Origin of the sequence: Streptomyces sp. NPDC091377, assembly GCF_044757045.1 — a bacterium.
GTDB lineage: Bacteria > Actinomycetota > Actinomycetes > Streptomycetales > Streptomycetaceae > Streptomyces.
In genome coordinates this window covers 255,674-275,272 of record NZ_JBIVUE010000003.1, presented here as the reverse complement: position 1 = coordinate 275,272, position 19,599 = coordinate 255,674, and the positions used below count along the sequence as shown (strand labels likewise).

General features: G+C 72.5%; 18 protein-coding genes and 1 pseudogene. 5 read left to right on the top strand and 14 right to left on the bottom strand.

Features of this window, described 5'->3' with window-relative positions; all coding sequences use genetic code 11:
- Window positions 1–152 precede the first annotated feature (152 nt).
- The 4 genes from ACIQNG_RS08955 to ACIQNG_RS08940 all read right to left on the bottom strand — a co-directional run bounded on the left by ACIQNG_RS08955 (window position 153) and on the right by ACIQNG_RS08940 (window position 4,889).
- Window positions 153–1,490, bottom strand: coding sequence for a wax ester/triacylglycerol synthase family O-acyltransferase (locus ACIQNG_RS08955; protein WP_401483437.1), 1,338 nt, complete (start codon window positions 1,488–1,490; stop codon window positions 153–155).
- 177 nt (window positions 1,491–1,667) lie between these two features.
- Complete coding sequence (gene glgC, locus ACIQNG_RS08950) at window positions 1,668–2,888, bottom strand: glucose-1-phosphate adenylyltransferase (RefSeq protein ID WP_401424261.1); 1,221 nt, start codon at window positions 2,886–2,888, stop codon at window positions 1,668–1,670.
- Between the two features lie 63 nt (window positions 2,889–2,951).
- Window positions 2,952–4,103 carry a glycogen synthase gene (gene glgA, locus ACIQNG_RS08945; protein ID WP_401483434.1) on the bottom strand — a complete coding sequence of 384 codons (1,152 nt, stop codon included), beginning with the start codon at window positions 4,101–4,103 and terminating at the stop codon, window positions 2,952–2,954.
- A gap of 36 nt (window positions 4,104–4,139) precedes the next feature.
- Window positions 4,140–4,889 carry a (2Fe-2S)-binding protein gene (locus ACIQNG_RS08940; protein ID WP_401483432.1) on the bottom strand — a complete coding sequence of 250 codons (750 nt, stop codon included), beginning with the start codon at window positions 4,887–4,889 and terminating at the stop codon, window positions 4,140–4,142.
- Window positions 4,890–5,128: 239 nt separating this feature from the next.
- Here ACIQNG_RS08940 and ACIQNG_RS08935 point away from each other — a divergent pair, with 239 nt between their 5' ends.
- Entirely contained in the window at window positions 5,129–6,358 is a 1,230-nt protein-coding gene (locus tag ACIQNG_RS08935; protein ID WP_401483430.1) for a DMT family transporter, read from the top strand.
- A gap of 81 nt (window positions 6,359–6,439) precedes the next feature.
- Here the strand turns inward: ACIQNG_RS08935 and ACIQNG_RS08930 are convergent, their stop codons facing one another.
- Window positions 6,440–7,657 (bottom strand): transglycosylase family protein, encoded by a 1,218-nt coding sequence (locus tag ACIQNG_RS08930; protein WP_401483428.1) that lies wholly within the window; start codon window positions 7,655–7,657, stop codon window positions 6,440–6,442.
- Window positions 7,658–8,082: 425 nt separating this feature from the next.
- On the opposite strand from ACIQNG_RS08930, the gene gndA reads away from it, so the two are divergent.
- Complete coding sequence (gene gndA, locus ACIQNG_RS08925; RefSeq protein ID WP_401424266.1) at window positions 8,083–9,522, top strand: NADP-dependent phosphogluconate dehydrogenase; 1,440 nt, start codon at window positions 8,083–8,085, stop codon at window positions 9,520–9,522.
- Between the two features lie 517 nt (window positions 9,523–10,039).
- On the opposite strand, the gene ACIQNG_RS08920 is transcribed toward gndA, so the two are convergent.
- The 5 genes and pseudogenes from ACIQNG_RS08920 to ACIQNG_RS08900 form a co-directional block, all read right to left on the bottom strand.
- On the bottom strand, window positions 10,040–10,765 hold the full coding sequence (locus tag ACIQNG_RS08920) for an arylsulfatase (protein ID WP_401483426.1): 726 nt from the start codon (window positions 10,763–10,765) through the stop codon (window positions 10,040–10,042).
- Window positions 10,766–10,783: 18 nt separating this feature from the next.
- A complete protein-coding gene (locus tag ACIQNG_RS08915) occupies window positions 10,784–11,128 on the bottom strand; it encodes a GNAT family N-acetyltransferase (protein ID WP_401483424.1) in 345 nt (114 codons plus the stop codon).
- Between the two features lie 134 nt (window positions 11,129–11,262).
- Window positions 11,263–11,376 (bottom strand): annotated as a pseudogene (locus tag ACIQNG_RS08910) (aspartate 1-decarboxylase); the annotation flags it as partial.
- Between the two features lie 111 nt (window positions 11,377–11,487).
- Window positions 11,488–12,279 (bottom strand): SigB/SigF/SigG family RNA polymerase sigma factor, encoded by a 792-nt coding sequence (locus tag ACIQNG_RS08905; protein WP_401424270.1) that lies wholly within the window; start codon window positions 12,277–12,279, stop codon window positions 11,488–11,490.
- A 395-nt stretch (window positions 12,280–12,674) separates the two neighbouring features.
- Window positions 12,675–13,280 carry a helix-turn-helix domain-containing protein gene (locus tag ACIQNG_RS08900; RefSeq protein ID WP_401483422.1) on the bottom strand — a complete coding sequence of 202 codons (606 nt, stop codon included), beginning with the start codon at window positions 13,278–13,280 and terminating at the stop codon, window positions 12,675–12,677.
- Window positions 13,281–13,503: 223 nt separating this feature from the next.
- Here ACIQNG_RS08900 and ACIQNG_RS08895 point away from each other — a divergent pair, with 223 nt between their 5' ends.
- Window positions 13,504–14,052, top strand: coding sequence for a type 1 glutamine amidotransferase domain-containing protein (locus ACIQNG_RS08895; protein ID WP_401424272.1), 549 nt, complete (start codon window positions 13,504–13,506; stop codon window positions 14,050–14,052).
- A gap of 239 nt (window positions 14,053–14,291) precedes the next feature.
- Window positions 14,292–14,981, top strand: a complete 690-nt coding sequence (locus ACIQNG_RS08890; RefSeq protein WP_401424273.1) for a GAF and ANTAR domain-containing protein — start codon at window positions 14,292–14,294, stop codon at window positions 14,979–14,981.
- Window positions 14,982–15,609: 628 nt separating this feature from the next.
- Here ACIQNG_RS08890 and ACIQNG_RS08885 read toward each other — a convergent pair.
- The 3 genes from ACIQNG_RS08885 to ACIQNG_RS08875 are packed head-to-tail and all read right to left on the bottom strand — an operon-like array spanning window position 15,610 to window position 16,798.
- A complete protein-coding gene (locus tag ACIQNG_RS08885) occupies window positions 15,610–15,876 on the bottom strand; it encodes a DUF4235 domain-containing protein (protein WP_401424274.1) in 267 nt (88 codons plus the stop codon).
- A complete protein-coding gene (locus tag ACIQNG_RS08880; RefSeq protein ID WP_401483419.1) occupies window positions 15,873–16,355 on the bottom strand; it encodes a DUF3618 domain-containing protein in 483 nt (160 codons plus the stop codon). The genes ACIQNG_RS08885 and ACIQNG_RS08880 overlap by 4 nt, the downstream gene beginning before the upstream one ends.
- Window positions 16,352–16,798, bottom strand: a complete 447-nt coding sequence (locus ACIQNG_RS08875) for a phage holin family protein (protein WP_401483417.1) — start codon at window positions 16,796–16,798, stop codon at window positions 16,352–16,354. The genes ACIQNG_RS08880 and ACIQNG_RS08875 overlap by 4 nt, the downstream gene beginning before the upstream one ends.
- Window positions 16,799–17,141: 343 nt before the next feature.
- Here ACIQNG_RS08875 and ACIQNG_RS08870 point away from each other — a divergent pair, with 343 nt between their 5' ends.
- Window positions 17,142–18,263 carry an alpha/beta hydrolase fold domain-containing protein gene (locus ACIQNG_RS08870; RefSeq protein ID WP_401483415.1) on the top strand — a complete coding sequence of 374 codons (1,122 nt, stop codon included), beginning with the start codon at window positions 17,142–17,144 and terminating at the stop codon, window positions 18,261–18,263.
- 80 nt (window positions 18,264–18,343) lie between these two features.
- Here ACIQNG_RS08870 and ACIQNG_RS08865 read toward each other — a convergent pair whose 3' ends face one another.
- On the bottom strand, window positions 18,344–19,480 hold the full coding sequence (locus ACIQNG_RS08865; protein ID WP_401483413.1) for a PQQ-dependent sugar dehydrogenase: 1,137 nt from the start codon (window positions 19,478–19,480) through the stop codon (window positions 18,344–18,346).
- Window positions 19,481–19,599: the final 119 nt, after the last annotated feature.

Genomic DNA, 19,599 nt, shown 5'->3' with positions numbered 1-19,599 from the left:
CGCTGTCCGAACCGTGGATTTTACGGAGCGCCGGGCCGGTGAGCCAAACTCGCGTCCGATCGGGCCGCCGGGCCGTGATCAGCGACGATGGCCGCGCCGGGCCCGACGGTCCGGCGACCCATGAGGTACGGGCCCCCGTCCGCCCCGCCGATTCACGTCTCGCACGCCTCGATCAGGGCCGCCACCTCGTCCGTCACCGCCTGGGCGAGCCGGTCCAGGTCGGGTACGGCGCGGGCGTCGGCGACGAGGCCGAAGTGGACGCTTCCGCGGTACGTCGACATGGCGATCGCGAGGGACTGACCGCGGGCGAGGGGGGCGTAGGGGTGGACGGCGGTGAGCGGGCTGCCGCCGAGGCGGAGGCAGAAGCCGGGCAGCGGGACGCTGGTGACGAGGATGTCGAACCAGAGGCGGGCGGCCTGGGCGGCGAGCGGTCCGGCGAGCCGGTGGGCGAGGGGCGGGACATGGTCGACGAGCAGGGCGACGGCACCGGCGCCCCGGCCGGGTCCGGCCTCCTTGTTGCGGTCCATGGCGGTGCGCACGGTGCCGAGGCGGCCGAGCGGGTCGGGGTCGTTGACCGGAAGCCGGGTCAGATAGCCGGAGAGCCGGTTGCCCGGCGGGTGCGCGGTGCTCGGGCGGCGGGTGGAGACCGGGATGAGGGCGCGGGGCATGACGCCGTCGCTGCCGTCGCCGCGTTCGTCGAGCCAGCGGCGCAGGGCGCCCGCGACGACCGCGATCAGTACGTCGTTGACGGTGCCGCCGACGGATTTGCGGACCCGGTGCACCTCGTCGATGTCGACCACGACTCCGGCGGTACGGCGGGTTCCGCTGGGCTCGGCGGTGAGTGCGGGGGTGGGGCGCGCGGCCAGGGTGGACACGGCGAGGGAGGCGCCGATGTCCAGGGCGCGGCCCGTGTCGGACAGGGCGTCGCGCACCAGGCCGGGCAGTGCGCGCAGGTCGGGCAGCGGGCCGCGGCGGGGTGGTTCGGGGCGGGGGCGGCGGACGGGCAGGTCCATGGGGTCGAGGACGGCGGCGGCGAGGGTGAGGGCGCGCAGTCCGTCGGCCAGGGCGTGGTGGAACTTGAACAGGACGGCGAAGCCGGTGCCGCCGTCGCCGGGCAGGACGTGGGCCTCCCAGGGGGGCCGGCCGCGGCGCAGCGGGCGTTCCATCAGCCGGCCCGCCTCGGCCTGGAAGTCGGCGGTGGGGGTGTGCAGCCGGACGTGGTCCAGGGGGTCGAAGTCCGGGTCGGCCTCACGGGCAGCGCCGCCGAAGGCGAGGGGGTGCCGCAGACCGGGCGGCTGCCATACGTCCCGGATCCGCATCCGCAGTCCCGGGACCCCGGCGGCGCGGGCCGCGAGCAGTTCGGCGGCGTGGGCGCCCGCGGTGGGTGACGGTGCGGCGAACACCCCGAGGGCACCCAGGTGCATGGGGTGGCGGTCGGTCTCGATGTTCCAGAACGCCAGGTCGAGGGGGGCGAGCAGGTCAGGGGTCACGGCTTGCCTCGCGTCGGCGGTGGGTGGGCAAGCAGTGAATAACGTTCGGGCGATTACGGTCAAGTACGATCAGGTTACGTACAGTTAACAACGGATTAAGTCGGAAGTGTGGCGCGGCGCTGATCACGCAGGTCACAGCCGCCGCAGCGGCCCCATGACACCCGTTCGGCCGTACCGTCAGGAGACCCGCTGCCCCTTGCCCAGCGCGATCACCCCGTCCTCGGAGACCGTGTACAACTCGGCGTCCCGGTGCGGGTTGACGCCGATGGTCGCGCCGGGCGGGACCTCCACGTTCTTGTCCAGCACGGCCCCGCGCACCACCGCGCCCCGGCCGATGTGGACGTTGTCGTGGAGCACCGAGCCCTGCACCACCGCGCCCGGATCGACAACCACCCCGGGCGACAGCACCGAACGGGTGACCTGGCCCCGGATCAGGCACCCGGCGCTGATGATCGACTCGCCGGCCATGCCGCCCGCGTTGAACCGGGCCGGGGAGAGCTGGTTCGAGTGGGTGTAGATGGGCCACTGCCGGTTGTACAGGTTGAACGCCGGACGCTCGGCGATCAGGTCCATATGGGCCTCGTAGTACGCGTCCAGGGTGCCGACGTCCCGCCAGTAGCCCTGGTCCCGGGTGGTCTCGCCCGGGACGTGGTTCTCGCTGAAGTCGTAGAGCCGGGCCTCGCCTCGGTCGGTGAGCCGGGGCAGGATCGAGCCGCCCATGTCGTGCACCGACCCCGGGTCCTCGGCGTCCCGCTGGAGCGCCTCGACAAGCGCCTTGGTGGTGAAGACGTAGTTGCCCATGGAGGCGAAGACACACTCCGGGCTGTCGGGGAGGCCGGGCGGGTCGGCGGGCTTCTCCAGGAAGCGGTCGACGGTCCGGCCGTCCGAGCCGGGGCTGATCACCCCGAACGACGACGACTCGGTGCGCGGCACCCGGATCCCGGCCACGGTGACGCCCGCGCCGCTGTCGATGTGCTGGGCGATCATCTGCCGCGGGTCCATGCGGTAGACATGGTCGGCGCCGAACACCGCGACGTACTCGGGCTGTTCGTCGTGGACCAGGTTCAGCGACTGGAGGATGGCGTCCGCGCTGCCCAGGTACCAGCGCGGGCCGAGCCGCTGCTGGGCCGGGACGGGGGTGACGTAGTTGCCCAGCAGACTGGACATCCGCCAGGTGGTGGTGATGTGCCGGTCCAGGGAGTGCGACTTGTACTGGGTCAGCACACAGATCCGCAGGATGTCGGCGTTGACCAGGTTCGACAGGACGAAGTCGACAAGCCGGTAGGTGCCGCCGAAGGTGACCGCGGGTTTCGCGCGGTCCGCGGTGAGCGGCATCAGGCGTTTGCCCTCACCGCCCGCGAGCACGATCCCGAGCACGGAAGGCCCTCCACGACGCATGGCCGCTCCCCTCACCCTGGCACCCCGAAGTTGTGCCCCATCCATGCCCCCGGGCCGGGGAGGCTACGCCTGTTCGAGCAGCTCGCCGTAGAGCCGGGCCGTGCGCCGGGCGATGGCGTCCCAGCCGAACTCGCCCACCGCGCGCGCCCGTCCGGCCTCGCCCATCCGGCGGGCGCCCTCCGGATCGGCGAGCACCGTGTCGAGGGCCGTGGCGAGGCCCGAATCGAAGGCGTCGTCGGCGTCCACGAGCAGACCGGTCTCACCGTGTGCCACCACCTCGGGGATGCCGCCGACCCGGGAGGCGACGACGGGTGTGCCGCAGGCCATCGCCTCCAGATTGACGATGCCCAGCGGCTCGTACACCGACGGACAGGCGAACACGGCCGCGTGGGTGAGGAGTTGGATGACCTCGTCGCGGGGCAGCATGCTCGGGATCCAGTGGACCCCCGCCCGGACCCGGCTCAGGTCCTCGAACAGCTCACGGAACTCCCGGTCGATCTCCGGGGTGTCCGGAGCGCCCGCGCACAGCACGACCTGGGCCGCGGGGTCGATGTCCCGCACCGCGCGCAGCAGATGGGGCACGCCCTTCTGCCGGGTGATCCGGCCGACGAACAGCACGTACGGCCGCGCCGGGTCGACCCCGATCCGTTTCAGGACGTCGGTGCCGGGGTCGGGGCGGTACAGCGCGGTGTCGATGCCGTTGTGCACGACATGGACGCGGGACCTGTCCAGCGCCGGATAGCAGTCGAGGAGGTCGTCGCGCATGGCGCCGGAGACGGCGATCACCGCGTCCGCCGCCTCGATCGCGGTGCGCTCGGCCCAGCTCGACAGCGCGTACCCGCCGCCGAGCTGCTCGGCCTTCCAGGGGCGCCGCGGCTCCAGCGAGTGGGCGGTCATCACATGCGGGACGCCGTACAGCAGCTTGGCGAGATGGCCGGCGAGATGGGCGTACCAGGTGTGGGAGTGGACGAGTTCGCGGCCTTCGAGCCCGGCCACCATGGCCAGGTCCACGGAGAAGGTGCGCAGCGTGTCGTTGGCGCCGTCGAGCAGCGGCCAGGGGCGGTGCCGCAGGACACCGTCGGCGCGGCCCTCACCCCAGCAGTGCACATCGAGGTCGACCAGTTCGGCCAACTCCCGTGCGAGGAACTCGACATGGACGCCCGCGCCGCCGTACACATCCGGGGGGTACTCCCGGGTCAGCAGTCCCACTCGCACCCGGAACCCCCTGTTCGCCGCAGCCGGTTCCCATGGTCACCCAGATGCGCCGCGCGCGGAAGAGCGCGGTGGCCTCGGGAAGCAGCAGTCGCCGCACACACCCCCGCCGGGCACCCGGTAGTACAGGCAGCAACTGCGGCGGCGGAACCCGGTCCCGGTGAGCGTGCCGGTGCCCGCGAGCAGGGGGTGGGCGAGCAGCGCCCGGGTCAGCTCAGCGGCCCGGGACGCCGCCTCCGTACGGCCCTGCGCACGGCACTGGCGTCCCAGTTCGCGTCCGGCTCCGACGAGGGCGGAGGCGGCGTTGCCCCACAGCAGTCCGTCGGCGAGCCGGACCCGGGTGCGCAGGGCGGCGGCGAGGGGTGCGAGGTGGCCGACGAGGACGGTGTCGGCGATCCGGCCCTGCTCGGCGGGCAGCGGGCGCACCTCGGTCAGCCACAGGTCGTCGGGGGCGCTCGCGTCGGCGTCCCAGCGCAGCAGCCGCGGGTCGAGGTCGGGCACCCGGTCGTAGAGGGCGGCGCAACCCAGCGCCACCGACCAGAGGCGGGCGGCGAGGCCGAGTTGCGCGACGGACGCCGCGATCCGGGGCTCGGGGGCCTTCAGGGCCCGCTCCACCTTCCGGACACGGAAAGTCAGCGAAAACGGGTAAACATCCGACGCCGGTTCTTCATAGGCTTGCGCGAGGGTCGGCAACGCGGGGCCGGGGGACCGCTCCTGGTCCACGACCGTGCGCAGGACGAAGAAGCCGCCGAGCGGCCGGAGCGCCGCGAGGGCGGGGTCGAGATCCACGAACAGCAGTAGTACCAGGGTTTCTCGGGGGTGGGCCCCCGAGGTGACGTCAGGGTGTACGGCCGAAGTCGCCCACCTGTGGGAGGACTGCGGACCTGGAGTACTCCATCGGCAGTAGGACCCATTGAGTGCTCAGGTACGACGACGGGAAGCCTTCGAAGGGGCAAGGTGTTGGCTATGAAAGACGATCGTTCGCCGCGCCGGGTTCCATGCCCCCGCCTGACGCTGAGGAGTCGCCCATGAGCGCCCTCGCGTTCTCCGTGCTGCTGTCACTGGTGTCCGCCGTGGCCTACGCGGGCGGAGCGATCGTGCAGGAACGCGTGGCGGAGGCCGGTCCGGCGTCCGCCGGGGCCCAGTTCGCCCCGCTGCGCCGTCCGGTGTGGTGGTGCGCGGTGGCCCTCAACGGGCTCGGCGGACTGCTGCACGTGGTCGCCCTCGCCTACGGACCGCTCAGCGTGGTCCAGCCGCTGGGCGCGCTCACCATCGTCTTCGCGCTGCCGATGGCGGCCCTGTTCGTCGGCCGCAAGGCCGGGGCGACCGCCTGGCGGGGCGCGCTCATGGCCACGATCGGACTCGCGGGGCTGCTATCCCTGGTCGGCAGCTCGGACTCCCGGTCGCTGGACAGCGGTCAGCGGGTGGTCGCGTTCGTGCTCACCGTCGTGGTGGTGCTGACGCTGATGGCCGCCGCGCGGGCCGCGGCCCGGCATCCGGTGGTGCGCAGCATCGTGCTGGCACTGGGCTCCGGCATAGCGTTCGGCATGTCCTCGGTGTTCACCAAGACCGTGGCGGTCGACTGGACCGGCGGCCCGACCCTCACCGACTGGCCCTCCCTGCTGGGGATAGGCGTGCTGGCGGTCGCCGGGCTGCTGCTGTCGCAGGCGTCCTACCGGGGCGCGGGCCTCGCGGCGCCGCTGGCGACGCTGACGGTCGTGAACCCGGTGGTGGCGGCGGCGGTCGGCATCACGATGTTCGGTGAGACCTTCCGCTACGGCACCACGGGCGCCGCGCTCGCCCTGAGCAGCGGTGTCGTCGCCGCGGGCGGACTGATCCTGCTGACGACCGAGCGGATCCAGCGCACCTCGGGGCTGTCGTCCGCGGGATCGCCGGAGGCATCGGCGCCCGAAGGGCCGGAAAGCGGTGCCCAGCGGAGCGTGGCGCTGCCCGGGGACGCCCTCAAGACACTCGACCTCGACCCGTTCGTGCCGGGCCCGTCCGCCGACAGTGACGGCATCGGCGGCCCCGTCCAGGCCACCCGGAGCGCCACCCCCGTAGGAGGGGCACCCGTGGTGCGGGTGCCTGTCCCGTCCCCGCCTGTCCCGTCCCCGCCTGTCCCGTCCAAGCCCGTCCCGTCCGCGCCGGCGGCCCCGGTGCCGGTCGCCCCGGGGGTTCTGACCCAGCGGCCCCGGCTGGTCTACGGCGGACTGCACGTCCCGCTGCTGGACCGGCACCGCACGCGGGTCAGAACCTGACCGCGACCCGCGTGCGAGGGATCAGGGCAGCCGACCGCTGCCCATCCGCCGGCGCACCGGCCGCGACCCGTGTGCGAGGGATCAGAGCTTGACGCCTCCGGCCCGCAGATAGGCCAGGGGGTCCACATCCGTACCGAAGCCGGGCCCGGTCCGCACCTCGAAGTGCAGATGCGGGCCCGTACTGTTGCCGGTGTTGCCCGAGCGCCCGATGCGCTGCCCGGCGCTGACGGACTGCCCGTCACGCACGCTGATGGCGGAGAGATGGGCGTACTGGCTGTAGCGGCCGTCCGCGTGCCGGACCACCACCTCGTAGCCGAAGGAGCCGCCCCAGCCCGCGCTGACGACCGTGCCCGCGGCGACGGACTTCACGGTGGTGCCGGTGGGCACCGGGAAGTCGACGCCCGTGTGGTAGCCCTTCGACCAGGACGAACCGGTGGCCCGGTAGCGGGTGCCGGCCGACGCGGCGACGGGCGCGACCCGCGAGGGACTGCTGCTCTGGGTGCGCTTGCCGTCGCTCTTGGCGGTCTCGGTCTTCTTCGACTCCTTCGGCTTCGGGGTCGCCTTGGGAGCGGGGTCCTTCTTCTTCGGCGGGGCGGTGGCGGTGCCCGCCTTGCCGTCGAGACTGAGCCGCTGGCCCGGCAGGATCAGGTCCGGGTCGCCGCCGATCGTGGTCCGATTGGCCGCGTACAGGCCCCGCCAGCCGCCGCTGACGTCCCGCTCGTCGGCGATGCCGGACAGGGAGTCACCGCGGACGACGGTGTACATCTCGGCCTTGCCCGCGCGGGACTGCGGGGTGGTCTGCGGCTGGACGTCCGGTGCGGACGCCTTGGCGGCCTTGCGCTCGGCGGCACCGGCCTTGGCTCCGCCCTTTCCACCGCTCCCGCCCTTGCCACCGTCCGGATCGATGTCCGGATCGGCGCCGCCCCGGGTCAGCCCGGCCCGCTCGCCGCAGACCGGCCAGGCACCGGGTCCCTGCCCGTCGAGCACCTTCTCCGCGACGGCGATCTGCTGGTCCTTGGTGGCCTGGTCGGCGCGGGCCGCATAGGCCGAGCCGCCGTACGCCTCCCAGGTGGACTGGCTGAACTGGAGGCCGCCGTAGTGGCCGTTCCCCGTGTTGATGTTCCAGTCGCTGGTCGACTCGCAGGCGGCGACCTTGTCCCAGGTCGCCACATCCGCGGCGTGCACGACGCCGGTGCCGATGAACGGCAGGGCCATCCCGGCGCCACCCGCCGTCACGGTCAGCGAGGCGCGGTTGATCCTGTTCGGCTGGTACCGGCGGTGCCGGCCGCGTACGGCCATGAAGTGCCCCCTCGACGTGCGTCAGGAGGCCCAAAAGTAGGTGCGGGGAACAGGCCATGACAAGACGGCAATCGATACGCTGCCCGGTCAAATGGCCTGGAACAGCCGTTCGTTGGCCAGTTGCGATGTGCGACGGCTGAGGCGGACGGGCCGCCCGGAACGTACTGAGCGGTACCGTGCCCCGGAGGTGCGCCCGGCGTACCGGCACGTCAGGATGGCTCTGGATACAAAGGTACGACGGGAAGACGCCCGGAAGACGACCGGAAGACGATAGGAAGACGGCGGGAAGACGGCGGGAAGGACCGGCGTGTCGCATCGTGCCGGATCGCCCGAAGATGCATGTGCAGAGAGTTGTGCCCGAGGTTTTGCTGGATCGAGGGATCCGGCCGGATCGTTTCCGACCGGATCGTTGAGGAGCAGGCGGAATGAGCAACACAGCCCAGATCGGCGTCACGGGACTCGCGGTCATGGGCCGCAATCTCGCCCGCAACTTCGCCCGCAACGGCTACACGGTGGCGGTCCACAACCGCACCGCCGCGCGGACGCGCGCCCTGGTGGCGGAGTTCGGGGACGAGGGCGAGTTCATCGCGGCCGAGACCGCGAAGGACTTCGTCGCGGCGCTGGAGCGGCCCCGCCGCCTGGTGGTCATGGTGAAGGCGGGCGATCCGACGGACGCGGTGATCGAGGAGTTCGCACCGCTCCTGGAGCCCGGCGACATGATCATCGACGGTGGCAACGCACACTTCGCGGACACCCGGCGCCGTGAGCGCGAACTGCGGGAGCAGGGCATCCACTTCGTCGGCATGGGCGTCTCCGGCGGCGAGGAGGGCGCGCTGCACGGCCCGAGCATCATGCCGGGCGGGCCCAAGGAGTCGTACGACTCGCTCGGCCCGATGCTGGAGAAGATCTCGGCGAAGGCGGCGGACGGGGCGCCCTGTGTGACGCATGTCGGTCCGGACGGCGCCGGGCACTTCGTGAAGATGGTCCACAACGGCATCGAGTACGCCGACATGCAGCTGATCGGCGAGGCGTACCAGTTGCTGCGCGATGTCGCCGGGTACTCTCCCGCGCAGATCGCGGAGATCTTCCGCACCTGGAACCAGGGGCGGCTGGACTCCTATCTGATCGAGATCACCGCCGAGGTGCTGTCGCACGTGGACGCCGCGACCGGCAAGCCGTTCGTGGACGTGGTGGTCGACCAGGCCGAGCAGAAGGGCACCGGCCGCTGGACCGTCCAGATCGCGCTCGACCTGGGGGTACCCGTCTCCGGTATCGCCGAGGCCGTCTTCGCGCGCTCGCTGTCCGGGCACGCCGCGCTGCGGGACGCCTCGCGGGGCCTGGCCGGACCGAAGGCGACACCGCTCGGCGAGGCGGAGGCGGGGGCCTTCGCGGACCGGGTGGAGCAGGCGCTGTACGCCTCGAAGATCGTGTCGTACACCCAGGGCTTCCATGAGATCGCCGCGGGCAGCGACGAGTACGACTGGAAGGTCGACCTGGGCGCCGTCTCCTCGATCTGGCGCGGCGGCTGCATCATCCGCGCGGCGTTCCTGGACCGCATCCGCGAGGCGTACGACACCCGACCCGATCTGCCGAGCCTGCTCTCCGACGACACGTTCGCCCAGGAGATCGCCGCCGCGCAGGACGACTGGCGCGAGGTGCTGGTCGCCGCGACGCGGCAGGGGGTGGCGACGCCGGGCTTCGCGGCGGCGCTGGCGTACTACGACGCACTGCGTGCCGAGCGGCTGCCCGCGGCGCTGACGCAGGGGCAGCGGGACTTCTTCGGGGCGCACACGTACCGGCGGGTGGACCAGGAGGGGTCGTTCCACACCCTGTGGGGCGGGGACCGGGCCGAGGTCCCGGCCTGAGCGAGGGCGTCCGGGCCGATGCGTCGGCGTCGGCCTTGTCGGCTTCGACGGCCTTGTCGGCTTCGACGGTCCTGTCTGCCTCGCCGACCTCTTCAGTCATGGTCTTGTCGGTCTGAGGTGCGCCCGGGTTCGGGCCGGTACGGCGGACGGGCCCCGCGCGTGGCGGGGCCCGGTGCCTATCTCAGCGGCGGGCCGGGTTCCGGCTGGGGTGTGGGTTCCGGGCCCGGCGGGATCGGGGACGGCCCGGGGCCCGGGACCGGCCGGGGCGCCGGAGGCGGCTGCGGGGCCGGGTTCGGGTCCGGGCCCGGCGGGGGTGCGGGAGGCGGCTGGGGGCTCGGGTCCGGGCCCGGGCCTGGGCCCGGCGGGGGCGCGGGGGGTGGTACCGGGCTGGGATACGGATCCGGTCCGCCCGGATGGACGGGGTCGGGAAACGGTTCGGTCATGGCGCTGTCCTCCGGCCGCTGACGAAGCTTGGCTCTGGACTCATCCCCCGACTACCCGGCCCGGCCGCCCTCACTCACCCCCGCTCACCCGGACGGGTGGCCACGACCGCCGCCGCCAGCCCCGGGCGCGGGCTGGACAGCACCGGCAGCGCGGTGGTGACGAGCCGCTCGGCGGGGGCCATGGACGCCTGGGCGAGAACGATCGCGTCGGCGTCGGTGACGGTGTCCGCCGCGGCGGCGACCAGCCGGGCACAGCCTTCGGTGTCCCCGGCCGTGAAACGGTCCCAGGCGCCGTCGACCAGCCGGCTGCGGACGGTGACGGTCCGCCCGGCCCGCCGCGCCTCCTCCTCGACGAGCGCGACGGTCGGGCCGAGGGTGCTGTCGACGGTGGCGAGGACCAGAACGGCAGGGGTGGCGGGGCCCCCGCGCCCAATCGGGCCATCGTGGCCGGCGTGGTCGCCGAGCGCATGGCCCCGTGGCCCGGCGGTGGCCATGGCGGCGGCGATCGCGGCGGTGGCCATCGGCCGGTCGACCCGCAGGACCGGTACGGCGGTGCCGAGCCCCTCGGCGACGGAGCCGAGGGTCGAGCAGGTGCACAGCACGGCCCGCGCCCCGTCACGGACGGCGCCCTCCACGGCGGCGCGCACCTCACCCGCCACGGCCCCCGGTCCCTCCCGGCGGGCCCGGTCCAGGAGTTCCTCGTGGACGAGGTGCCGCAGCGGCAGGCCGGGGTGGTCCTCGTCGCGCAGCGCGTCGAAGACGGGGACGTGGACGGGTGAGGTGTGCAGCAGGGCGAGCACGGCGACGGATCGGGACTCTCAGAAGCGGCCGGGGTGGGCCACGAGCCACTGCCGCGCCGCGCCGAGCAACTCGGGGGAGGCGGCCGGGGCCTCTTCGGGGTGCCGCTCGGCCCACTTGACGACGTACGGGCACAGCGGCGCCACGGCGACCCCCGCACGCCCGGCGATGGTGTACAGCTCGCGGGCGAGCGACCCGGCGATGCCCTTGCCCTCGTGGGCGGGCTCCACGATGGTGTGCACGGGCACGAGGGCCGGCGAGGGGGCGTCGAGCACGAAGTACGCGATGTGTCCGACGACCTCGTCGCCCTGCACGGCCTCCAGCCGGCCCGCCGCACGGTCGTCGCGGATCTCGGTCTCACTCATGGGACTCCTTCTTGGAACGCTTGTGAGGGAGGGCGGGGGGAATCGGGAACGGTGTCTCAGCCCGCGGCGGCGGTACGTGGCTTCCGGTCGGCAGCGGGTGCGGTGCGACCGGCGACGTGGGGGCTGTGCCGCTGGTCCGAGCCCGGTACCGGCTCGGCGGGGTCGGCCCCGACGGATCCCACGTAGTGCAGGTCGGCCTGGGTGACGGTGGCGCGATGAATCTTGGACTTGAACATCGTACGTAGCATCGGTACTCCCGAAGAAGGCTCCCCGCCTGCGTTTTTGCAGGTCAGGGGCGTTCTCCTCACCCTACAACGAGTCGTGTGCGGCGGCCCCCTGTTCCGGGGTGGCCGCCCCCGCTACGCCGCCTCGGCGGTGACCTGGTGGCGCAGCCGGGTACAGCAGCGGGTGATGATGCGGGAGATGTGCATCTGGGAGAGGCCGAGTTCCTCGCCGATGCTGCTCTGGGTCATGCCCTGGAAGAAGCGCATGTGGAGGATGGTCCGTTCGCGTTCGGGGAGTCGGCGCAGGTAGGGGCTGACGGCGACCCGGTCCACCACCCTGTCGTAGCTCTGGTCGTCGTTCCCGAGTCGGTCGCCCAGGGAGGGGCCCTCCGCGCCCGGGGTGACGGCATCGGTGGACAGGGTGCTGAAGCACTCCAGGGCCTCCAGCCCGTCGCGCACCTCGCTCTCGCTGAGCCCCGCGTGCGCGGCGATCTCCTGGACGCCGGGCTCCCGGCCGCCGGAGCGGTCGGTGAGTTCGCGGCGGGCGCGACGGACCTGGTTGCGCAGGTCCTGGACACGGCGGGGGACGTGCACGGCCCACAGGGCATCACGGAAGTGGCGTTTCACCTCGCCGGTGATGGTGGGGACCGCGTACGCCTCGAAGGCCCGGCCCTGGTCGGGGTCGAAGCGGTCCACCGCCTTGACCAGCCCCATCGCGGCGACCTGACGTAGATCCTCGGCGCTCTCGCCGCGTCCGTTGAAGCGGCCCGCTATCCGCCCGGCCATGGGCAGCCAGACCCCCACCAGTTCGTCCCGCAACTGCCTGCGCTCGGGCCCGTCGGGCAGCGCGGCCAGCCGGGCGAAGGCCGCGGCGGTGTCGGGTGCGTCGTCATGGGAATGCCTGCGAGAGGTCGTGGAACGGTGCATCGTGTGCCTCCGAGAAGAGATGCCGGCGAGGGACTGACTGGCACCGTGGGAGGGAGGGCACTGGGCACGGACGGCATGAAGACGCCGCGCGTGGTCGTGTGAAACCCGGCCCACGGGGCGTGCCTGCTTTCCGAAGCACTTGAAGGTCCGCTTCCCCGACGGACACAGGAAAAACATTTCCGGCAATCTTCAGCGTCTGTTCCACCGAAGAGGGCCGGGAAGGGCTCGTCCGACCTCCCCAGGTCACAGCCCTTCCCAGCCAGCCAGACTCAGTACCCCGCCCACGCCGGATCATGCGCCGGCGGCGTGAACCCGCGAGCCGGACGGCGGGCGCCACTTCTCAGCGAAGGGTGGGGGCGCCGCCGGTTCCTGGCCCTTTCAGCGGCGGGCGGTGATCACCGCCGGTTCCTGTCGCGGGGCTGAGGGGTGTCGGTGCGTACGTGCGAACGGACCCCTTGGAGACCGAACAGGATGAGCAGTTCGACCACGCCGCCGTCCGCGCTGCCCAGCCAGTGCGGCAAGGCGGTGTCGAACTCGGCCGCCTCGCCCGGCGGCAGCGTCAGGTCGCGCTCCCCGACCACGAGCCGCAGACGACCGTTGAGCACGTAGAGCCACTCGAAGCCCTCGTGGGTCTGCGGGGTGGGTTCCAGCGGTTCCGGCCGGGCAGGAATGATCATCTTGAACGCGTGGGTACCGCCCGGCCGGCGGGACAGGGGGATGAACGTCATGCCGAACCGGGTGATCGGCTTGAGGTGGATCCGGGGGTCACCGGTACTCGGGGCACCGACCAGGTCGTCCAGCGGAACGCCGTAGACACGGGCCAGGGGCAGCAGCAGTTCCAGGCTCGGCCGGCGCCGCCCGCTCTCCAGCCGGGACAGGGTGCTCTCGGACACTCCGGTGGTCGCCGACAGCTCGGCGAGAGTGATGCCGCGCGCCCGACGCAGTGCGCGGAGCTGCGGCCCCACCGCGTCGAGCACCTCGTCGTCCGTAGCGCGTTCCATGAGCCCACCTTGCCACAACCGCAAGTTTCCGTGCCGAACCGTGAGGGGGGGGTGGGGGCCGGGGCACTGAGGCGGCCGGGAGGGTCGGGGAGCCGGGTGCGTCGGGCGGGCCTCCGGAGATTCCCGGGGCCTTCACAGGTGGACCCGCACCCGGCGGGTACTCGAATCGTCCGGGCGATGGCCCGTGGACGGAGACAGCCCGAAAGAGAGGGAGTGAGCAGGCGTGAAGATCGCATTTCTGGTGGCCCCCGAGGGGATCGAGCAGGTGGAGCTGACCGAGCCGTGGCAGGCCGTGCTCGACGCCGGTGACGTGCCCTCACTGGTCTCCACGGAGCCCGGCCGGGTGCAGGCGTTCGATCACCTGGACCGGGCCGACACCTTTCCGGTCGACGGGGTGGTGGACGACGTCTCACCTGATGACTTCGGCGCGCTGGTGCTGCCCGGCGGGGTCGCCAACCCGGACGCGCTCCGGCTGAACCCCGCCGCCGTCGCGTTCGCCCGCTCGTTCTTCGAGGCGGGGAAGCCGGTGGCCGCCATCTGCCACGCGCCCTGGACGCTGATCGAGGCCGGGGTCGTCGCCGGGCGGACGCTCACCTCGTGGCCCAGTCTGCGCACCGACATCGGCAATGCCGGGGGCACCTGGGTCGATGAGTCCGTGCACATCTGCCGCGCCGGCCCCAACGCACTCATCACCAGCCGCAAGCCGGCCGATCTGAAGGACTTCACCGCGGCCTTCACCAAGGAGTTCGCCGGGGCCACGCCGGTGGCCTGAAGCCTGGCGGCGGCTGAAGCCCGAAGCTCTCGCCAGGGTCGTCTGAAGCCCCGGCCGTCCCGTCCGCGGCATCCCGCGGCGGGGTGGCCGGGGCTCTCTGCGGCCGGGGCGGGGCAGGCCGGGGCGGGGGTGGGGCAGGAGGGAAGGCGTGGTCTTCGCGAGGGCCGTCCGTCGGCCGGCCGGAGCCCGGGTGCGACACTGAGGCCGAGACCTATCGGTGCGGCACTGGGGAGATCGGTGTGGACTGGGCTCGGTTCGCGCAACACATGGCGTCGATGGCGCGGGACCTGCTCGCGCAGGAGACCGTCCAGGACACGCTGAAGAGGGTCACCGACTCGGCCGTCGAGCTGGTGGAGGGCTGCGACGCGGCGGGCATTCTCGTCCTGCGCGGAAAGAAGGTGCGCACTCTCGCCCCCACCCATCAGTTCGTCGTGGACAGCGACCGGCTCCAGGAGCGGACGGGTGAGGGGCCGTGCTTCGACGCAGCCCGTGGTTCGCTCAAGGAGCGGGTGTTCCGGATCGCGGACTTCACCGGCGACCAGCCGCGCTGGCCCGCCTACGCGCCCGAGGCACGGCGGCTCGGTGTGGGCAGCATGATGGGCTTCCTGCTGTACACCGAGGACGAGGAGCTGGGCGCGCTCAACATGTACTCGGGCAAGCCCGGCGCCTTCACCGAGAACAGCGAACTGGCGGGCTGGCTGCTGGCCTCCCACGCCGCCGTCGCGCTGTCCAGCGCCCGTACCGAGGCCCAGCTCGAACAGGCCGTCGCCACCCGCCATCTCATCGGCGAGGCCCTAGGCATCGTCATGGCCAGCCACCGGCTCACCGAGGAAGCGGCGTTCGACGTACTGCGCCGCTACTCGCAGGAGAACAACATCAAGCTCCGTGAGGTGGCCAGGATGGTGTGCGAGCGGGGCGGGCTGAACTGACCGACGGGGCGGAGACGGGGGCGTACGGCCACCGGGCGGGGTGAGCGGCAGGGCCCCCGGGGCGGCTCCTCCGGCACGTGGGCTGAACCGGAGAAGCCTGGCCGGGCCGGCCCCCAGGGGTTCTCCGCCGTGCCCGGCCTGTCCTTCGAGTGGTCCGTGTGCGAGCTTCCACGCATTCCAGCCGAAACTCATCCCGGACCGGGCATCCCGACCGACGAGTTCCGGCCACACCGAGCCCGGCCGTCGAGCCCCGGCCACACCGAGCCCGGCCGTCGAGCCCGACGTCGAGCCCCGGCCGTCGAGGCGGGTCCGGGCTGGGCCGACCGGCCCGTCCCGGGCACTCGATCCGCGCTCGCATCAGGGGCGAGGAGGAGAACCTCTTCGGAACCTCTTCCCCCTCGGCCGGCGGCGGCGTGCCCCGCGGCGCATTCGACGCCCTCGGCGGCAAGGTGCGCCCCGCGAAGCAGACGGCACCGGCCGGCTCCCCATCACGGCACCCACCAGCTCCCATCACGGCACCCACCCCGCTCCCGTCACGGCACCGACCCGCCCCCGCCCCACCACGCCGCAGCGGCCCCCGGCCGACAGACTGCCCGTGCCCGGCGGCGCCCGGTCCCTCGGCGCGTGCTCAGCCGGGCCAGGTCCCGGTCACCCGGCGGGTGGCCGTGGCGCCGGCCCGGTCGACCGCCGCCCTGACCGCGGCGAAGATCGCTCCTTGCAGTGCGGCGGCGATGAGGATCTCGCGCCACGCGCGGTCCTCGTCGGTGGCCTTCGGCGCATCGGTGTCGCGGCCGACCACCTTCCACGTCCGCCGGAACGCCGCGCCCGCCACCGCACCGCTCAGGGTGCCGAGCAGCAGACCCACCGGCTTGTAGGCGATCTTGGACGTCTTCATCGCGTTCGCCCCTTCCGACGCGCGGCCAGCCAGATCGCCGCGGACAGCGTCAGCGCCGCCACCAGCATCGTACGGTTGCCGCGCGTCGAGGGCGCGTCCGCGCCGGGCCGTATCGCCTCGGGTGCCTTCTCCCGCCACGTGCGACCCGCCCGGGCCGCCGTCCCCCGGACCTGCTCGGCGGCCTGGCCGGCCTTGGCCCTCACCGGGTCGGGCAACCGGTCCCGGGTCCGTTGTGTGACGCCGGCGGCCTTGGATTTCAGTTCCCCGGCCCGCAGGAGGACCTGTTCCTTCAGCTCCCCCGCCTTCACCGTGGCGTCCCGGCCGACCTCGGCGGCGGTTTCCCGGGCGCGTGCCGTGACCTCGGTCTTGGCCGCCAGCTTCTGCACGGTCCGACCGAGTTCGGCCCGGGTCCGTTCCACCTGCTCGCGCAGTTCCTCGGTGTCGTTCGCGGTGGGCTCGTCATGCGGCGGCTGGGTCATCGGTGGACACTCCCCTTGATCTCGGCGACGTCGGCTTTGAGGTTCTCGATCGCCCGCTCGGGCGTGGGCGGCGCGGCCCGGTCGACCTGCTTCTTGCCGCCGGCGGCCATCGCGACCGTGATCGCCGCCAGCCCTGCGGTGACGATCAGGGCCGCCGCCCAGACGGGCAGTGCCAGGGCCAGCGCGGCGATCACGGTGACGACCAGTGCCTGGAGCGTCAGGAATCCCACGACGCCGGCGCCGCCGAACAGGCCGCCGCCTCTGCCGTACCGCTTGCCCTTCTCCTTCATCTCCGCCTGGGCCAGGCCCAGTTCGCCGCGGACCAGCTCGGTCAGCTGCTGCGAGGCCCGTTGGACCAGTTCACCGACCGGCTCCTGGCCCGAGTGGTCCGGGCCGTGGCCGACCCCGGCACGGTGGGGCTGGGTGCTCGACACGGCGGTCACCTCCCGTCCTGTTCATCAGCGTGTTCTGTCATCACGGCCGGACGGGACCCGTCCGGCCGTGATGAACGCGAGTACCCCGATCAGACGGATCCAGGGCTCATGTTCCCCACAAACGCTCCGGATCCATCCGCGCCCCATCCCTGCTCCCGCCATGGTCCGGCCGTGGTCCGGCCGTGGTCCGGCCGTGCTCCCGCCGTGGTCCGGCTCGCGACGGTCGGTAGGTCGGTAGGTCGGTCGGTCGGAGGTGTTTTCCGCCAACTCCCGTCGGATCCCTGGCCCTTCTTCATGTGCAATGTATACATTGCACATGACGACCGCAGGGCCACCGACCTGAAGGAGAACTGTGACCGGCAGCTTCAGAAAGATCCTCATGGCGGCAGCCCTCTGCGGACTCGCCGTGGTGGCCGGGGCGCCGGGAGGTGCCGTGGCCGCGCCCGGCACGGAACCGGCCACGCCGGCCCAGGCCGACTGTCCCGCTCCGCCGCCCCTCGGGGGGCTCGCCTTCGCCACGTCGGTGGCCCCCGGCGACAACCGTACGAGCGTCGTGCTGCAACCGAAGGCCAGTGACCCCAAGAACCAGTGCGGGGTCGAGGAGGTCACCCTCCGCGAGGACATCACCTACGCGACCGTGCCGGGAGCCGGTGGACAGCAGCGCGAACTGAAGCTCGACCTCCAGACACCGGCGACGGGCGGTCCCCGGCCGCTCGTCGTGTTCATCACCGGCGGTGGGTTCATCTCCGCCGACAAGTCCGGCTTCATCGGCCGGCGCACGCACCTGGCGGAACAGGGCTACGCGGTGGCGTCGATCGAGTACCGCACGATCCTCGACGAAGCGACCTACGTCGAGGGCGTGGCGGACGCCAAGGCCGCGATCCGGTTCCTGCGGGCCCACGCCGCCGAGTTCGGCATCGACACCCGTGAGGTCGCCGTCTACGGCGAGTCCGCGGGCGGCTATCTGGCGTCGATGGCCGGCACGACCGGCGGTGTGAAGAAGTTCGACACGGGCGCGCACCTGGACCAGAGCAGCCGGGTCCAGGCGGTGGTCAACTGGTTCGGTCCGTCCGACCTGGCGAAGATCCCCGCCGACTTCGACCCCGCGACACGCGCGTCCCAGGAGAACTCCACCGACGACGCCCGGGTGAAGTACGTGCTGGGGCCGAACAATCCGACCCGGCTCCTGGACGTACCGGCCGCCGTGGCCGCGGCCGATCCCGCCACCTACGCGAGCCCCGGCGACGCCCCGTTCGTGCACTTCCACGGGTCCAACGACCGCATCATCTCACCGAGTCAGACCCTCCTGCTCCACGAGGCCCTGCGGGCGAAGGGCGTTCCGAGCACGCGGTACGTCGTCAAGGGCGCCGGGCACGGCCATCTCGTCCCCGAGGGCGACACCTCCGCGCCGATGTGGAACACCCGTCAGGTCATGCGCCCTGTCACGACGTTCCTCCGGTGCCATCTGTCGTAGCAAGCCGACGGGGAGGGGGAGGGGGAAGCGGACCGGGGGCCCGTCGTGGGCCTCCGGTCCGCCCGGGGTTGGGGGCGGGGTTACGCCGGGTCGATGCGGAAGACGCTGCCGCCGATGGCGAGCACGTACAGTTCGCCCCTGCCGCCCTGGGCGAAGGAGATGACCTCGCCGCCGTTGACCCCGAGGTCGTTCATGGCGATCACCTTGCCGTTCTTCAACTCCAGGGAACGGATGGTGCCGTCGCAGTAGTCGCTGAACACGTACTGGCCCTTGAGGGCCGGGATCGCGCCGCCCCGGTAGACGAACCCGCCGGTCACCGAGCAGCCCAGGTTGGTGCGGTCGTACTCGTAGACCGGCGGGACATGGTCGGCGGGTTCCGTGCCGCCGCGGAAGGGATGGGTGCCCTCCATCTGGGACCAGCCGTAGTTCTCCCCGCCGTCGCTGCTCGCCGGGGCCCAGTCGATCTCCTCCCAGTCGCTCTGGCCGACGTCACCGATCAGCAGGTCGCCCGTGCCCGAGTCGAAGGAGAACCGCCAGGGGTTGCGCAGCCCGTACGCCCAGATCTCGTCCCGCGCGCCGGGCACGTCCACGAACGGGTTGTCCGACGGGATCGCGTACGGCTTGCCGCCCCTCGGGTCGATCCGCAGGAGCTTGCCGAGGAGGGTGTCGAGGTTCTGGCCGTTGCCGTGCGGGTCACCGCCGGCCCCTCCGTCGCCGAACGCGATGTAGAGGTGTCCGTCGGGGCCGAACGTGATGTCGCCGCCGTTGTGGTTCCAGTAGGGCTGGGTCTGGGTGAGGACCGTACGCCGGGTCTGCGGCTGGATCTTGCCGTGCCGTACGGCGAACTCGTCCACGGTGCTGGTGCCTTCGAGGTCCGTGTACGAGATGTAGAAGTACGCGAGCCTCTTGTCGAACGCGATGCCCAGCAGCCCGCGTTCGCCGTCGGTGGTGGTCTCGGCGGTGATGTCGAGGACGGGCCTGCTCAGCCCCTGGTCGCCCAGGGCCCTTACGGTGCCGGCGCGTTCGGCGATCCAGAGTTTCCCGCCGGGACCGGCGGCACCGGCCGTCGGGTTCTGGGCCGTGGCGACGTTCTTGAGGGTGACCTTCGCCGCCTTGCCCGGGGCGGCGCGTTCATCGGCCGACGCCGCGGTCAGGGCGAGGGAGGCGACGAGGCAGAGGGTGCCGACGATCGCCGAGCTTCTGGTGCGAAAACTCACCGTGATCCTCCTGGAGGCGGTGATCGGCAGGTCGCGCGGCGGCCGGGATCTGTCGTGGCGTACCGCCCGCGCCAGCACGCAACCCGGGTGGGGGGACAGTGTGCTACTGGCTACGGACG

Excerpts from the sequence above, each read along its gene's own strand:
- glgC (WP_401424261.1), bottom strand. The coding sequence starts at position 2,888 with ATGCGTCGTGGAGGGCCTTCCGTGCTCGGGATCGTGCTCGCGGGCGGT.
- ACIQNG_RS08935 (WP_401483430.1), top strand. The coding sequence starts at position 5,129 with ATGAGCGCCCTCGCGTTCTCCGTGCTGCTGTCACTGGTGTCCGCCGTG.
- ACIQNG_RS08930 (WP_401483428.1), bottom strand. The coding sequence starts at position 7,657 with ATGGCCGTACGCGGCCGGCACCGCCGGTACCAGCCGAACAGGATCAAC.
- gndA (WP_401424266.1), top strand. The coding sequence starts at position 8,083 with ATGAGCAACACAGCCCAGATCGGCGTCACGGGACTCGCGGTCATGGGC.
- ACIQNG_RS08915 (WP_401483424.1), bottom strand. The coding sequence starts at position 11,128 with ATGAGTGAGACCGAGATCCGCGACGACCGTGCGGCGGGCCGGCTGGAG.
- ACIQNG_RS08905 (WP_401424270.1), bottom strand. The coding sequence starts at position 12,279 with ATGCACCGTTCCACGACCTCTCGCAGGCATTCCCATGACGACGCACCC.
- ACIQNG_RS08900 (WP_401483422.1), bottom strand. The coding sequence starts at position 13,280 with ATGGAACGCGCTACGGACGACGAGGTGCTCGACGCGGTGGGGCCGCAG.
- ACIQNG_RS08885 (WP_401424274.1), bottom strand. The coding sequence starts at position 15,876 with ATGAAGACGTCCAAGATCGCCTACAAGCCGGTGGGTCTGCTGCTCGGC.
- ACIQNG_RS08880 (WP_401483419.1), bottom strand. The coding sequence starts at position 16,355 with ATGACCCAGCCGCCGCATGACGAGCCCACCGCGAACGACACCGAGGAA.